The organism is Rhodomicrobium vannielii ATCC 17100 (assembly GCF_000166055.1).
Lineage (GTDB): Bacteria > Pseudomonadota > Alphaproteobacteria > Rhizobiales > Rhodomicrobiaceae > Rhodomicrobium > Rhodomicrobium vannielii.
In genome coordinates, this window is the sequence record NC_014664.1 from 1,041,195 (window position 1) to 1,056,192 (window position 14,998).

A 14,998-nucleotide genomic window follows, 5' to 3' on the forward strand; every position below is an offset into this window, starting at 1 on the left:
CGTTATGCGCTGCTCTCGCGAGCCGCTTAAGCCTTCGTGGAATGGCTTTCCAGGAAGCGAATCGCGTCGCCGACGGTCTGAATCGTCTCAGCGGCGTCGTCCGGGATTTCCACGCCGAACTCTTCCTCGAATGCCATCACGAGTTCCACCGTGTCCAAGCTGTCCGCGCCCAGATCGTCGATGAAGCTGGCATTTTCAGTGACCTTGTCGGCTTCGACGCCAAGATGTTCGATGACGATTTTTTTAACGCGGTCCGAGATATCGCTCATTTTTTCCTCACGGTTCCCCAAGTGATCAAGCGCCTAACTTTACTTCGATTAAGCACAGAAGCTTTCTATTCCGCAACACATCGGACTTCGACTGCACCCGGGCGCGATGTGGCTGGTAGCATTGAAGCTTTGGAGGGGGAAGCCCTTTTTTGGGGCATCGCCACCCTCTTTCCACCTTATCTTCAACTTGCGCGCCTGGAAGTTTTCCGTCCGGGTGACAGGCATGGTCTCAGACCATCACCATACCACCGTTTATGTGGAGCGTTTCTCCGGTAATATAGCGGGCTTCCCCGCTTGCCAGAAAGACGACAGCTGCGGCGATGTCCTCCGGCTTGCCAAACACGCCGGCAGGGATCGTGGCGGCAATCGCCTCCGTCTGTTTTTCATTCAGCGCGTGCGTCATCGGCGTCTCGATGAAGCCCGGCGCGATGCAATTGGCGGTAATGTTGCGCGAAGCGACCTCGCGCGCGAGCGACTTCGTCATGCCGACGAGGCCCGCCTTGGACGCTGCGTAATTCCCCTGCCCCGGATTGCCGATCACACCCGATATGGACGCGATGTTGACGATGCGGCCGTAGCGCTTCTTCATCATGTTGCGCAGCGCCGCCCGGCAGAGAATGAAGGAAGACGTGAGATTGACGGCGATGACGTCGTCCCACTCATCGTCCTTCATGCGCATGAACAAATTGTCTTTGGTGATGCCCGCGTTGTTCACGAGAATGTCGAGCTGGCCCATCGCGGCTTCGGCCTGACCGACAAGCGCGGCCACCTGCGCGCGGTCCTTGAGATCGCACGGGAGCACATGCACGCGGCTACCGATCCGGCCCGCGACTTCGTCGAGCTTTTCGCGGCGCGTGCCCGATAGCGCAACCGTCGCACCCTGCGCATGCAGCGCGACTGCGACCGCTTCGCCGATGCCGCCTGACGCGCCGGTGACGAGCGCGGATTTCCCAGTCAAATCGAACATAGAGGCCATTCCCGCTTTGCCGTCAGCCTTCGCCGCGCGCCTTCAACCAGTCGCCGAAAGACTTGATGTCGTCTGCCGTGCCCACAGAGCGGGCGTCCGCTTCGCTGCGGATACGCTTCGCAAGTCCGGTCAGAACCTTGCCGGCGCCAACCTCGAATAACGTGGCGACGCCATGGTCGACCATGTACGCCACCGATTCGCGCCAGCGTACAACGCCTGTGACCTGCTCGACCAGTAGCGATCTTATCAGAGATGGATCGGAAACGGGAGCCGCCGTGACGTTGGTCACAACGGGCACCTCGGGAATTTTGAGATCGAGTGCCGCGAGCGCGGTCGCCATGCGTTCGGCGGCGGGGCTCATCAGCGCGCAATGGAAAGGTGCACTCACCGGCAACGGCACGGCGCGACGAATGCCATATTCGGGCGCGAGCTTCGCCGCGCGATCCATGGCCGCCTTGGAGCCGGAAATGACGATCTGGCCGGGTGCGTTGTCGTTCGCGACCTGCGCAACCTCGCCCTCGGCGGCTGCTGCGGCGAGCTTCTTCGCGGAGTCGATCTCCGCGCCGAGAAGCGCCAGCATCGCGCCCTGCCCTTGCGGCACGGCCTCCTGCATCGCTGTGCCACGCAACCTCAAAAGCCGCGCAGCGTCGGCGACGGAAAACACCCCGACGGCCGCGAGCGCCGAATATTCGCCGAGCGAATGACCGGCGACGTAGACCGGCTTGATCGCTTCCCAGCCATATTCGTTTTTGATGACGGCAAAAGCGGCGAGCGAAACCGCCATCAGCGCGGGTTGCGCGTTGAAGGTGAGCGTCAGCGTCGCCTCGGGGCCTTCCCACATGACTGCGGAAAGCTTTTCTCCGAGCGCTTCGTCGACTTCATCGAAGACGGCGCGGGCGACAGCGAAGTTCTGCGCCAGATTCTGGCCCATGCCGACAGTCTGACTGCCTTGGCCGGGAAATGTAAATGCGAAGGTCATGCGGTTTTTCGCGTCGTCAATCGCGGGTAAAATTTTACGTGATCGAGGTTAGTTCGCTCACGTCTCGTGGCGCCAGAGACACGTTTCCAAGCAGGCTGTCAAGGGCGCACGATCAACCGTCGCCGCGCCATTTTCGCGCCCGCGCAATGCCCGCAGGCGCGAAATGTCGAAGACAACGCCCGACAAGCAAAGGTGTTGCACCGCGCGCGCTTTCTCTTATAGTGCGCGCACCGTCCGGTTTGAGGCTGAACGGAACCGGGAGGCTATTCCCTGCTGAAACGCGCGCTTTTTTGCTCGTTTCGACGGTGTCCTCTTTCTAAGGTGGCTCTGCCGCCGTGGTTCCCGTGTCTCTGCTCTGCTTAAGATCCTTCTGGCCTTTCAAGGCTTGACGGGGGCTCTGCGCCGGACATTCGTTCAACCAGGGAAAGGCCGTTATGCCACTTTACGAGCATACCTTTCTTGCGCGTCAGGATGTCACGGCGCAGCAAGTGACTGGTCTTATGAACACCTACAAGGCCGTGATCGAAGAACACGGCGGCAAGGTGTCGAAGACCGAGTATTGGGGTCTGAAATCGACCGCCTACAAGATCAAGAAGAATCGTCGCGCGCATTACGCGTTCTTCAATATCGACGCGCCCCATCAGGCGGTGCTCGAGATGGAACGCCAGATGGGCATTTCGACCGACGTTCTGCGCTTCCTTACAGTGCGCGTCGAGGAACTCGACGAGAAGCCGTCCATCCAGATGCGCAAGCAGGACGAGCGCGACCGTGAACGCGGCGACCGCGATCGCGGCGGCGACCGTGGCCCGCGCGGCCCGCGTCGCGACTTCGGCGGCGGTGGCGGGTTCTCCCGTGACGGCGATCGCGGCGGATTTTCGCGCGATGGCGAAGGCGGTGGCCAGCGTTTCGGCGCCCGGCCCCCTCGGACTGAAACCGCTGCGCCGGGAGGTGACGAATGAGCATGCAAGGAACGAGCGGCGGCGCGCGTCGCCCCTTTTACCGCCGTCGCAAGACCTGCCCCTTCTCGGGCGAGAATGCGCCGGTCATCGATTACAAGGACGTGCGGCTTCTTCAGCGCTTCGTTTCGGAGCGTGGCAAGATCGTGCCGAGCCGCATCACCGCGGTGTCCGCGAAGAAGCAGCGCGAGCTGGCCAAGGCCATCAAGCGCGCGCGCTTTCTCGGCCTGCTCCCCTACGTGCTGAGATAGGAGCGAGGCGACATGCAAGTTGTTCTTCTTCAGCGCATCGGCCGCCTCGGCCAGATGGGCGATGTCGTAAAGGTGCGCCCGGGTTTCGCGCGCAACTTCCTGCTCCCGCAGGGCAAGGCGCTCCGCGCCACGAAAGAAAATCTCGTTCGCTTCGAAAAGGAGCGCGCGCAGCTTGAGGCCCACAACCTCGAACGCAAGCAGGAAGCCGAGGCCGTCTCGAAGAAGCTCGACGGTCAGCGCGTCATGGTGATCCGGCAGGCCGGCGATTCGGGCCAGCTCTACGGTTCGGTGTCGACGCGTGACATTTCCGACGCCGTGACCGCCAGCGGTTTCACCGTGGACCGCGGTCAGGTGCTTCTCGACCATCCGATCAAGACGCTCGGCATCCACGATGTCCGCGTCAGCCTCCACCCGGAGGTGTCGGTGCGGGTTTCCGTCAACGTGGCTCGTACGGAAGAAGAAGCCCTGCGTCAGGCGAAGGGCGAGGACGTGCTGCACGAGCGTGACGAATATGCCGCAGATTACGCTGCCGAGCAGGCGGCCATCGCGGCGGAGACGCTGTTCGAGGGCGAGGAAGCCGTCGAAGAGTAGTTGCGCAACAATTGTTATCCTATCTGAAGGCGCAAGATCGTTTCTTGCGCCTTTTTTTATTTTGCATGCATTCCATTGCTCATTGCGTTTCCCGCATGGCAGCATCCCAGAATCGCGAATTCTCCAGAAGTATAGTTGATCCGACTTTTGTCTAAGCCTAGCGTTCCCGAGCTGGCCCTGCGCCGTTCGACGCCCGGCCTGAAGCTATCACGAAAAAACAGCAAAGAAGGTGTGGCCGTGACAGGATCGCGCGTGCTCAACCGTGCGCTTCGAAGCAAGATTATGTCTGCTTCCGAAGCTGCGGCTCTAATCCCAGCAGGGTCTAACGTCGGCATGAGCGGGTTTACCGGCTCCGGTTACCCGAAGGAAGTGCCTGCGGCGCTGGCCGAGCGTATCAACGCGCTTCACGCAGACGGCTTCGATTTCAAGATCAGCGTCTGGACCGGCGCATCGACCGCTCCCGAGCTCGACGGCGCGCTCGCCGCGGTCGACGGCATCGAGATGCGGCTGCCGTATCAATCCGACCCGGCCTGTCGCGCGCGCATCAACGCCGGACAAATGGACTACATCGACATCCATCTGTCCCACGTCGCGCAGTTCGTCTGGTTCGGCTTCTTCGGCAAGCTCGACGTCGCGGTTGTGGAAGTCGCGGGTGTCCTCGAAGACGGACGGCTTGTTCCGGCTACGTCGATCGGCAACAACAAGACGTGGCTCGATCAGGCCGACAAGATCATCCTTGAGGTCAATAACCGCATCAACCCCGCCATGGAGGGGATGCACGATATCTATTACGGTACAGCGCTTCCGCCGCACCGGAAGCCCATCCCGCTCGTGACGCCGAGCGACCGCATCGGCGAGCCTTACTTCCGCTGCGATCCGTCGAAGATCATCGGCATCGTCGAGACGCACGCCTACGACCGCAACTCCGCTTTCACGCCGCCCGACGAGACGTCGCGTCTCATCGCCGGCCACATCCTGGAGTTCCTCGCTCACGAGGTCAAAAAGGGCCGCATGCCGGAGAACCTGCTGCCGCTGCAATCAGGCGTCGGCAACACGGCGAACGCCGTGATGGCGGGGCTTGAACAGGGCCCGTTCGAGAACCTCACGGCCTATACCGAAGTGCTTCAGGACGGCATGCTCCACCTTCTGAAGCGGGGCAAGATGAACTTCGCTTCCGCGACGGCGTTTTCGCTGAGCCCGGAAGCCGTGGACGACTTCAACCGCGACGTCGAATTCTACCGCGAGCGCGTGCTGCTGCGCCCGCAGGAAATCTCGAACCATCCCGAAGTGATTCGCCGCCTCGGCGTCATCGCGATGAACGGCATGATCGAGGCCGACATCTACGGCAACGTGAACTCCACGCACATTCGCGGCTCGTCCATCATGAACGGCATCGGCGGCTCGGGCGATTTCGCGCGCAACGCCTACCTGTCCTTCTTCATGACGCCGTCGACCGCGAAGAACGGCCAACTCTCCTGCATCGTGCCCATGGTCAGCCACGTCGACCACACCGAGCACGACGTGCAGGTGATCGTGACCGAGCAGGGCCTCGCCGATCTGCGCGGGCTCACGCCGAAGCAGCGCGCGAAGGTCATCATCCAGAACTGCTCGCACCCGAGCTATCGCCCGGCGCTGCAAGCGTATTACGAGCGCTCGCTGCGTGAATCTCCCGGCCGCCATACGCCGCACATGCTGAACGAAGCGTTTTCGTTCATTCAAAGCTGGAAGGCCGAGAAGGCTGCGATGGAGGTGGAGAAGGCGATCCACTCCGGCCTCGCCGCCACGAAAGTGCCGGCCTGACGGCCTGGCGACCTTATGGCCGGGGCGTAGGTGGTCCCGGTATCGCCTTGCCGGCGACAAAATACCGACTGATTTCAATGGCTCGAAAATCGCTTTGCGGCTTTCGGGCCATTTTTCTTGACCGTAGCGGTCACCATCGCAGCGCAATCGAGAGTGCCGACAGGCGCTTCGCGGGGACGCCTTCGTCCGCGCAAATCGAGAACCGGAGTGTTTCAACGCATGACCGCCGATCTGGCCGTGGTGCTGGCGTTACTCGCCATCACCGTGGCGATGTTCAGCCTCAATCGTCCCAGGATGGACGCCGTAGCGCTTATCATGATGACTGCCCTGCCGCTTACGGGCGTCATAACGATGAACGAGGCGCTGGCCGGCTTCAGCGACCCGAATGTCATCCTCATCGCGGCGCTTTTCGTGATCGGCGAAGGGCTGGTGCGCACGGGCGTCGCCCAGCGCCTCGGCGACTCGCTTGCGAAAAGCGCTGGGCGGGACGAGACCCGCATGATCGCTCTCCTGATGGTCCTCGTGGCTGCCGTCGGCGCATTCATGAGTTCGACCGGCGTCGTCGCGATCTTCATTCCCGTCGTCCTGCGCATCGCGCAGAACTCGGGCGTGGCGCCGGGGCGTCTGCTGATGCCCCTCAGCATGGCTGCGCTCATCAGCGGCATGATGACACTCGTGGCGACCGCACCGAACCTCGTCGTCAACAGCGAACTCGCGCGGCAAGGACATGAGGGCTTCGGATTCTTCGCTTTCACACCCTTTGGCCTGCCCATCCTTATCCTGGCCGTGGGCTACATGGTCTTCGCGCAGCGCTTGCTTCTCTCCCGCGCCGACGCGAACGAAAAGGCGACGATGCTTCCCCGCTTCGCGACCTGGGTCGGCGAATACGGCCTTGCCGGACGCGGGCACCGGCTTGCGATCATGGATGGCTCGCCCTTCGCGGGCAGGCGCCTCGAAGAGCTTCAGCTGCGCGCCACTGCGAGCGTCGACATCATTGCCATCGAAAGGCGCACGCATTTCAACCGACAGACCTTGAAGCCCTCCGCCAACGTGCAACTCGAATTGGGCGACATCCTTTTCGTCGCGACCGCCCCCGCCTACGACATCGCGGCGTTCGCCCTTGAAAATGCTCTCCAGATCCTGCCGATCGAAGGGCGCGACTTGGCCGACCGCTCGCATGCGGTGGGCATGGCCGAGCTTATCGTCCCGGCCACGTCGAAACTCATCGGCAAGACCATCGTCCAATCAGCGATCCGCACGCATTACGGCCTGTCTGTGGTCGGGCTCAAGCGAGGCAAGAAGGCATTTGCCGGCAATCTTCGCGACGAGCCTCTGAAACTCGGGGACACGCTGCTCGTGGCCGGACCATGGCACGCGATAGAGCTTCTCCGGTCACCGGCGGACGATCTCGTCATTCTGAAGGTTGCCGCCGAAATCGACGAGCAGGTGCCGGCCGCGATGCGCGCGCCTTTCTCTCTCGGGGTTCTCGCCCTCGTCGTGGCCGCGATGATGACGGGGATCGTGCCGAATGTGCAGGCGGCGCTGATGGGCTGTCTTCTTCTCGGGCTGTTCCACTGCGTGGACATGAACGCCGCCTATCGTTCGATCCACTGGCAGACTCTTGTCGTCATAGTCGGGATGCTGCCCTTCTCGCTTGCGCTTCAGAAGACAGGCGGAATCGACCTCGCTTCCGGCTTGTTGATCGACGCGCTCGGCAACGCGCAACCGCATGTGATGCTGGCGGCGCTCTTCGCGACGACCGCTGCGCTCGGGCTCTTCATCTCGAATACCGCGACGGCGGTGCTGATGGCGCCTGTCGCGCTGTCTGTTGCGGCGCAGCTTGGCGCGTCGCCCTATCCCTTCGTGATGACAGTGGCGCTTGCCGCATCGGCGGCCTTTATGACGCCAGTGTCCTCGCCGGTAAACACCCTGGTGGTCGGTCCCGGCAACTACACCTTCCTCGATTTCGTTCGGGTGGGCGTGCCTTTCACCCTCGCCGTCATGGTGACGGTGGTGATCCTGGTGCCGCTCGTGTTTCCGTTTCAGGCTGCGGCGCTGGTGGCGGGGTCATGATGAACAGGCACGCTCCAAACGAACAGATCGGACGATAGAAAGACGGCGCGGGTTTGCCCGCGCCGCCTCGGTCGAATTGCTCCGTGTCACCCCGGAGCGATTCGTCCCCCCAAATCATCCCTACTGCACGCGTTTCCAGGTGCGCGATTTACAGATCATGCCGCCCAGAACGCAGCCTTCGAGCTTCAGTTCGTCTTTGCCGGACGACGTCAGATAGCCGGTGTACGTCTCGCCGTCCTCGCTGTTGTAGAGCTTGCCCTTCCACTTGTCCGCGCCGGCTTTCGTCGCGCCGTTCATGAGCACGACACCCGCCATGGAGCGGCCCTTGAGCTGCGGGTTGGGGTTTGCGTCGTCCTTCTCGCGGCCCTTGCCGGGCTTGACGACCTTCACGCAGATGCCGCCGCCACACGAATAAACCGAAACGATGCCGCCCGAATCCGCGTCGCGCCAATTGCCGATGGCGTCTTCGGCCGCGCCCCAGGCCGAAAGCGGCAATGCGACGGCAAGCGCGCAAGCGCCCGCGATGGCGCGGATGCGCCGTCCCTTGATCATCTCCATCCCCTGTAGTTCTTGTGCGTTATTCTGACAAAAATGTCAGTGTGCCGCTCACGCTATCACCGGCGGAAAATTCCTCAAGTCAAACTTCAGTTGAAGGACGCGCTATCCCGCACGTGCTGAGTCGGGTTGCGGCGTGCACACTGTCAAGGCGGCGCTCGCAACATCAAGGACTCGTCCAGCGGAATCATTCGGCTGTGCACGCTTGGCGAATCGAAGCCGGGTCGCCTTCGGGAAGGATCGCGAATCGGGTCTTATCGCGCTCATGAGACGTTCCCCCGCCCTTTCCGCCGTTCCTGCCAGGTCCGCCCTGGCGGATAGCATCGAGTCCCTGCCCTTCCGGCAGGCCCCGCATAACATCGAAGCCGAGCAGGCGCTGCTCGGCGCGGTGCTGATCAACAACGAATCGTTCGACCGCGTGTCCGGCTTCCTTGAGCCGAATCATTTCTTCGAGCCGCTCCATGGCCGCCTGTTCGAGATCATGGGCAAGCTGATTCAGTCCGGCAAGCACGCCTCGCCGATCACGCTCAAGACCTTCTTCGACAACGAGCCGCCCATCGGCGAAATCACCGTCGCGCAGTATCTCGGCCGCCTCGCCGCCGCCGCCACGACCATCATCAACGCGCAGGCCTATGGCCGCACGATCTACGACCTCGCCGTGCGCCGCGAACTCATCCTCATCGGCGAGGACATGGTGAACGTCGCCTATGATTCGCCCATCGAGCAGCCGCCGGAGCGGCAGATCGAGGAGGCCGAACAGCGGCTCTACGACCTCGCCGACAAAGGCAAGTACGGCTCCGGCTTCATGTCGTTCGGAGACGCGACCATCGAAGCCGTCGAGATGGCGGCGCGCGCCTATGAGCGCGACGGCGGCCTGTCGGGCCTCTCGTCCGGCCTCACCGACCTCGACCGCATGATGGGCGGCCTGCAAAACTCCGACTTGCTGGTGCTCGCGGGGCGCCCGTCGATGGGCAAGACCGCGCTCGCCACCAACATCGCCTTCAATGTCGCGAAGGCTTACCGCACGCGCCAAAAGGAAGACGGCACCACAGAGGCTCTCGACGGCGCGGTGGTCGGCTTCTTCTCCCTCGAAATGTCGTCCGAGCAGCTCGCGACGCGTATCCTCGCCGAGCAGGCGCAGATCCCGTCCGAAAAGATCCGGCGCGGCAATATCTCCGACGTGGAGTTCCAGCGCCTACAGCAGGCTGCGATGGAATTGCAAACCTTGCCGCTGTTCATCGACCACACGGGCGGCATCTCCATCGCCCAGCTCGCGGCGCGCGCGCGGCGCCTGAAGCGGCAGAAGGGCCTCGGCCTCATCATCGTCGACTATCTCCAGCTCCTCACCGGCTCCGCGAAGCGCTCGCAGGAAGGCCGCGTGCAGGAGGTTTCGGAAATCACGGTCGGCCTCAAGGCGCTCGCCAAGGAACTCGCGGTGCCGATCATCGCGCTGTCGCAGCTCTCGCGTCAGGTGGAAAACCGCGACGACAAGCGCCCGCAACTGTCAGACCTTCGCGAATCAGGCTCGATCGAACAGGATGCCGACGTCGTGATGTTCGTCTTCCGCGAGGAGTATTATGTTTCGCGGAAGGAACCTTCGATGACGAAGGTGGAAGAGCACCAGAAATGGCAGGATGAGATGGATCAGGTGCAGGGCCTCGCCGAAGTGGTCATCGGCAAGCAGCGCCACGGCCCGACGGGCACGGTCCGACTGCAATTCCAGTCCGAAATCACGCGCTTCGGCGATCTGGCCGATGACCGCCGCGTGCCCGAACGGTACGAATAGCCATGGTGGTGACAGGCATGGACACGGGGTTTTCAGAGGCGGTGGAACGCGCGCTGGCTGCGGCTCCAGCCTCCGCCAACGGCGTGCTGGTGATCCGGCTTCCCGCGCTGCGCCGCAACTACCGGCGCGCGGCCGAGGCCTCGCTCAAGGCGGAGACGGCGGCGGTGGTGAAGGCCAACGCGTACGGCCTCGGCATCCAGCCGGTCCTGACGGCGCTGCAAAAGGAAACTGCCCGCACCTTCTTCGTCGCGACGCTCGACGAGGCGCTGGCCCTTCGCACATTCGCGAACGACGCCACGATCTACACGTTGAACGGGCTGATGCCGGGCACCTCCGCCGTCTACCGCGACGCGCGGCTGCGCCCGGTTCTGAACAGCCTCGCCGAAGTTGAGGAGTGGTCCGCCTACTGCCGCGAGCACGAGGCGCGCCTCCCCGCCGCGATCCAGTTCGACACCGGCATGTGCCGCGTCGGCCTCGAACCGGAAGCCGCCGACGCTCTGGCGGAAAAGCCGGAGCTGTTGCAGCCGTTTCGCCCGGCCGTGCTGATGAGCCATCTCGTGCGCGCGGATGAGCCGATGCACCCGCTGAACGAAGTTCAGTTCAAGCGCTTCGAGGCGGTGACGTCGCTGTTTCCCGGCATCGCGAAGAGCCTCGTCAATTCGGCGGGGTGCCTGCTTCGCCGCAAGTATCACCTCGACCTCGCGCGCCCCGGCATTGCGATTTATGGCGGCAACCCGCAGAAGGTGGAGCCGTCGCAATTCGAGCCGGTCGTCTGGCTGTTCGGACGCATCGTTCAGGTGCGGCACGGCGAGAAGGGTTTCACGGTCGGTTACGGCGGGACGGAGACGCTGAGGCGCGACAGCCGCATCGCAACCGTTGGCGTCGGTTACGCGGACGGGTATTTCAGGGGCGTTTCGTCGTCGGACGCGAAGCCGGGCGCGGTCGGCCATATCGGCGAGCACGCGCTTCCGCTTATCGGCCGTGTGTCGATGGACCTGACGACCTTCGACGCGACGGATGTGCCCGAAGCGCTCGTTCATCGCGGCGGCTTCGTCGAGTTGCTCGGTGAGAAGACCACGGTAGACGACCTCGCGCGCCACGCTGGCACCATCGGTTACGAAGTGCTGACATCGCTCGGGCGGCGCTATCACCGGGTCTATGTCGATGAGTAAGGGCGCGGCGGATTACGTCTGCCAGTCGTGCGGCGCCGTCTCGCCGAAGTGGCAGGGCAAGTGCCCCAGCTGCGGGGACTGGAACACGCTCGTGCAGGAAATGGCGGCCGTGTCCGCGCCGGGCGGCGTCGGGCTGAAGGCGAAGCGCCGCGCTAAGGCCTGCGCCGTCGAAAGCCTCGACGCGGAAGGCCGCGACGTGCGCCGCATCTCGTCCGGCATCGGCGAACTCGACCGCGCGGTCGGTGACGGCTTCGCGCAAGGCTCGGCGGTGCTGCTTTCGGGTGAACCCGGCATCGGCAAATCCACGCTCCTGCTGCAAGCCGCCGCCGCCATCGCCGAACAGGGCCACAGCTCGCTCTATTTTTCCGGCGAAGAGGCGACCGACCAGATTCGCCTGCGCGCCCAGCGCCTCGGGCTCTCGAAAGCGCCGCTCGGCCTCGTGGCGGAAACCTGCGTGGAACGCATCCTCGCTACGATAGAACAGGGCGCGCCGCCCGATTTCGTCGTCATCGATTCGATCCAGACGCTTTGGACCGAGAGCATCGAATCCGCGCCGGGCACCGTCAGTCAGGTGCGCGCAAGCATGCAGGCGCTAATCGCACTGGCAAAGACGAAAGGCCCTGTGATTGTCGTCGTCGGCCACGTGACGAAGGACGGCCAGATCGCCGGGCCGAAGGTGGTCGAGCACATGGTCGATACCGTCCTTACCTTCGAGGGCGAGGGCGCTCATAATCTCCGCCTGCTCCGCGCGACCAAGAACCGTTTCGGCGCGTCGAACGAGATCGGCGTCTTCGACATGCATGGCGACGGTCTTCGCGAGGTGTCGAACCCGTCCGAGCTGTTCCTCAGCCTCGATCATTGCGACGCGGCGGGAAGCGCGATCTTCGCCGGGATCGAGGGCACGCGCCCGATCCTCGTCGAGGTGCAGGCGCTGCTTGCGCCGTCGCCCTATGCCGCGCCGCGCCGCGCCGTCGTCGGCTGGGACACGAACCGCCTCGCAATGATTCTCGCCGTGCTCGAAGCGCGGTGCGGCGTCAAGATCGGCCCGCAGGACGTTTATCTGAATGTCGCCGGCGGTCTTCGCATCACGGAACCCGCCGCGGATATGGCCGTCGCCGCCTCGCTTTTGTCGGCATTTACCGGCATTGCGCTGCCTCGTGACGCAGTCTATTTCGGCGAAGTCGGGTTGTCGGGTGCGCTGCGCCCAGTGCAGCAGATGAGTGTCCGGCTGAAGGAAGCGCAGAAGCTCGGCTTTCGCCAAGCGTACCTTCCATCGGCCGGAGAAATCTCCGCAAGCGGTGTTGCCGTGAAATTAACCCGGCTTCCGCAATTGAAAGATTTGGCTACTCTTTTCGCGTAAACCGCCGTAGAAGGTGCATACGTGAACGGTCGCAATCTGCATGAAAGGGAAGGCTCATGCCGATTCAAGGGCTCGACATCATACTCGTTGGAATCATGATCTTTTCAGGCTTCCTCGCCATGCTGCGGGGCCTGACGCGCGAAATGCTGTCCATCATGTCATGGGCGTTGGCCGCCATCGTGACGCTGCTCGCCTATTCGCACTTCAAGGACGACGTGCGGGGCATGATCGACACGCCCATGCTCGCGGATGCGACGCTGATCGCGCTCGCCTTCATCACGAGCCTCATCCTTTTCAGCCTCCTCACCGCCAACATTTCGGAGCGCGTGCTCGACAGCCGCGTCGGCGCGGTGGACCGCACGCTCGGCTTCGTTTACGGCCTCGTGCGCGGGCTTATCCTCGTCGTGATCGCCTTCCTGATCGTGAGCCAGATCGTCGACCGCCCCAACCTGCCGAAGTGGGTGCGCGAAGCGCGCTCGCTGCCGCTCATTGAAAGCACCGGCGATACCATTAAATCCTTGTTGCCAGACAACCCAGAGTCGCTGTTCAAACGCGACCGGCCAGCTTCGCCCGCGCCCGAAGCTGAACGGGGTTGAGGCCTATTCTGAAGGGCGCCCCTCCGGCACTGCCGGAGACTGCTAAAAGGACGAAGCCACGTGGACGAGATTGCCGGCATTCCGCCTTTGCCGACGGAGCCTTTCGGGCTGGCTGACGACAAGTTGCACGAAGAATGCGGCGTGTTCGGCGTTTTCAATCACCCGGAGGCCGCCGCGCTCACCGCGCTCGGTCTTCATGCCCTTCAACATCGCGGACAGGAAGCGGCGGGCATCGTCACCTTCGACGGCACGCAGTTCCATGCGGAACGCCGCCTCGGGCTCGTCGGCGATCACTTCAACCGCAAGGGCGTGATCGACAATCTGCGCGGCAATATGGCGGTCGGACATGTCCGTTATGCGACAGTTGGCGAAACGGCACTCCGAAATGTCCAGCCGCTGTTCGCGGACCTCGACATCGGCGGTTGCGCGCTCGCCCATAATGGCAACCTCACCAATGCACTGACGCTTCGCCGCGAACTCGTCTCCTCCGGCTCCATCTTCCAGTCCACGTCCGACACCGAAGTCATTGTCCATCTCATCGCGCGAAGCCGCGAGCGTCGCGACGGTTTCATGAGCCGCCTGTTCGACGCGCTACGCCAGATCGAGGGCGCCTATGCGCTCGCCGCGCTGACCCGCAAGCGACTCATCGGCATCCGCGACCCGCTCGGCATCCGGCCGCTCGTCATCGGCAAACTCGGCGACGCGACGATCCTTTCGTCCGAGACCTGTGCGCTCGACATCATCGGCGCGCAGTTCGTCCGCGAGGTCGAAAACGGCGAGGTGGTGGAAATCTCCGATCAGGGTATCGACAGCCACCGCGCCTTCCCGGCACAGCCCGCGCGGCCCTGCATCTTCGAATATATCTATTTCGCGCGTCCAGATTCCATCATGGGCGGGCATTGCGTCTATGACGTGCGCAAGGGCCTCGGCCGCGAACTCGCGCGAGAAGCCCCCGCCGACGCGGATGTCGTCGTGCCAGTGCCGGACTCGGGCGTCCCCGCCGCCATCGGCTATGCGCATGAGGCGCGCATCCCGTTCGAACTCGGAATCATCCGCAATCACTATGTCGGCCGAACCTTCATCGAGCCGGAACAGCGCATCCGCAAGCTCGGCGTGAAGCTGAAGCACAACCCGACGCCGTCGATCAGCGTCGAAGGCAAGCGCATCGTGCTCATCGACGATTCCATCGTGCGCGGCACCACCTCGACCAAGATCGTCGCCATGATGCGCGAACATGGCGCGCGCGAGGTGCACATGCGCATCGCCTGCCCGCCGATCAAATACCCCGACTTCTACGGCATCGATACGCCGGACACCGGTTCGCTGCTTGCCGCCAACCACGATGTAGAGGGCATGCGCCGCATCCTCGGCTGCGACAGCCTCGCCTTCCTCACAGTAGACGGCACCTATCGCGCCCTCGGTCAGCCGCGCCGCGATCCCGACCACCCGCAATTCACCGACCATTGCTTCACGGGCGACTACCCCACGCCGCTTCGTGACTGGGACGGGCCGGAACCGGGCCAGCAGCACCGGCTTTCGCTGATGGCGGTCTGATTTTCAGTCAGGGCACCTTCACTGAAGATGCTCCAAGGTTTTGTTTCGTCGCGCTTGTCCGTGCGGAAAGCGCTCCAGCTCAAAAACGG

General features: G+C 63.2%; 14 protein-coding genes. 10 read left to right on the plus strand and 4 right to left on the minus strand.

What is annotated here, in order from left to right; all coding sequences use genetic code 11:
- Positions 1 to 26: 26 nt before the first annotated feature.
- From RVAN_RS04705 to fabD, 3 genes are all read right to left on the minus strand, one after another.
- Entirely contained in the window at positions 27 to 269 is a 243-nt protein-coding gene (locus tag RVAN_RS04705) for an acyl carrier protein (RefSeq protein WP_013418615.1), read from the minus strand.
- 229 nt (positions 270 to 498) lie between these two features.
- On the minus strand, positions 499 to 1,236 hold the full coding sequence (fabG, locus tag RVAN_RS04710; protein ID WP_013418616.1) for a 3-oxoacyl-[acyl-carrier-protein] reductase: 738 nt from the start codon (positions 1,234 to 1,236) through the stop codon (positions 499 to 501).
- Positions 1,237 to 1,258: 22 nt separating this feature from the next.
- Positions 1,259 to 2,215: an ACP S-malonyltransferase gene (fabD, locus tag RVAN_RS04715; protein WP_013418617.1), complete on the minus strand. Its 957-nt coding sequence runs from the start codon at positions 2,213 to 2,215 to the stop codon at positions 1,259 to 1,261.
- A gap of 434 nt (positions 2,216 to 2,649) precedes the next feature.
- Between fabD and rpsF the strand changes: the two genes are divergently transcribed.
- The 5 genes from rpsF (at position 2,650) to RVAN_RS04740 (ending at position 7,886) form a co-directional block, all read left to right on the plus strand.
- Entirely contained in the window at positions 2,650 to 3,174 is a 525-nt protein-coding gene (gene rpsF / locus RVAN_RS04720) for a 30S ribosomal protein S6 (protein ID WP_013418618.1), read from the plus strand.
- Complete coding sequence (gene rpsR / locus RVAN_RS04725; protein WP_013418619.1) at positions 3,171 to 3,422, plus strand: 30S ribosomal protein S18; 252 nt, start codon at positions 3,171 to 3,173, stop codon at positions 3,420 to 3,422. Before rpsF ends, rpsR begins: the two co-directional genes overlap by 4 nt.
- 12 nt (positions 3,423 to 3,434) lie before the next feature.
- Complete coding sequence (rplI, locus tag RVAN_RS04730) at positions 3,435 to 4,013, plus strand: 50S ribosomal protein L9 (RefSeq protein ID WP_013418620.1); 579 nt, start codon at positions 3,435 to 3,437, stop codon at positions 4,011 to 4,013.
- Between the two features lie 282 nt (positions 4,014 to 4,295).
- The gene (locus tag RVAN_RS04735; protein WP_174261947.1) at positions 4,296 to 5,813 is read left to right on the plus strand and encodes an acetyl-CoA hydrolase/transferase family protein; all 1,518 of its coding nucleotides are present in this window, start codon (positions 4,296 to 4,298) and stop codon (positions 5,811 to 5,813) included.
- Positions 5,814 to 6,032: 219 nt separating this feature from the next.
- Positions 6,033 to 7,886: an SLC13 family permease gene (locus tag RVAN_RS04740; protein WP_013418622.1), complete on the plus strand. Its 1,854-nt coding sequence runs from the start codon at positions 6,033 to 6,035 to the stop codon at positions 7,884 to 7,886.
- A gap of 120 nt (positions 7,887 to 8,006) precedes the next feature.
- On the opposite strand, the gene RVAN_RS04745 is transcribed toward RVAN_RS04740, so the two are convergent.
- Complete coding sequence (locus tag RVAN_RS04745; RefSeq protein ID WP_013418623.1) at positions 8,007 to 8,438, minus strand: DUF2147 domain-containing protein; 432 nt, start codon at positions 8,436 to 8,438, stop codon at positions 8,007 to 8,009.
- Positions 8,439 to 8,706: 268 nt separating this feature from the next.
- Here RVAN_RS04745 and RVAN_RS04750 point away from each other — a divergent pair, with 268 nt between their 5' ends.
- The 5 genes from RVAN_RS04750 to purF are packed head-to-tail and all read left to right on the plus strand — an operon-like array spanning position 8,707 to position 14,909.
- Complete coding sequence (locus tag RVAN_RS04750; protein WP_013418624.1) at positions 8,707 to 10,227, plus strand: replicative DNA helicase; 1,521 nt, start codon at positions 8,707 to 8,709, stop codon at positions 10,225 to 10,227.
- A gap of 2 nt (positions 10,228 to 10,229) precedes the next feature.
- Positions 10,230 to 11,399 (plus strand): alanine racemase, encoded by a 1,170-nt coding sequence (gene alr / locus RVAN_RS04755; protein ID WP_245258035.1) that lies wholly within the window; start codon positions 10,230 to 10,232, stop codon positions 11,397 to 11,399.
- Positions 11,392 to 12,759 carry a DNA repair protein RadA gene (gene radA, locus RVAN_RS04760; RefSeq protein ID WP_013418626.1) on the plus strand — a complete coding sequence of 456 codons (1,368 nt, stop codon included), beginning with the start codon at positions 11,392 to 11,394 and terminating at the stop codon, positions 12,757 to 12,759. Before alr ends, radA begins: the two co-directional genes overlap by 8 nt.
- A 56-nt stretch (positions 12,760 to 12,815) precedes the next feature.
- Entirely contained in the window at positions 12,816 to 13,355 is a 540-nt protein-coding gene (locus RVAN_RS04765) for a CvpA family protein (RefSeq protein ID WP_013418627.1), read from the plus strand.
- A gap of 60 nt (positions 13,356 to 13,415) precedes the next feature.
- Positions 13,416 to 14,909 carry an amidophosphoribosyltransferase gene (gene purF, locus RVAN_RS04770; protein WP_013418628.1) on the plus strand — a complete coding sequence of 498 codons (1,494 nt, stop codon included), beginning with the start codon at positions 13,416 to 13,418 and terminating at the stop codon, positions 14,907 to 14,909.
- The last annotated feature ends 89 nt before the right edge of the window (positions 14,910 to 14,998 follow it).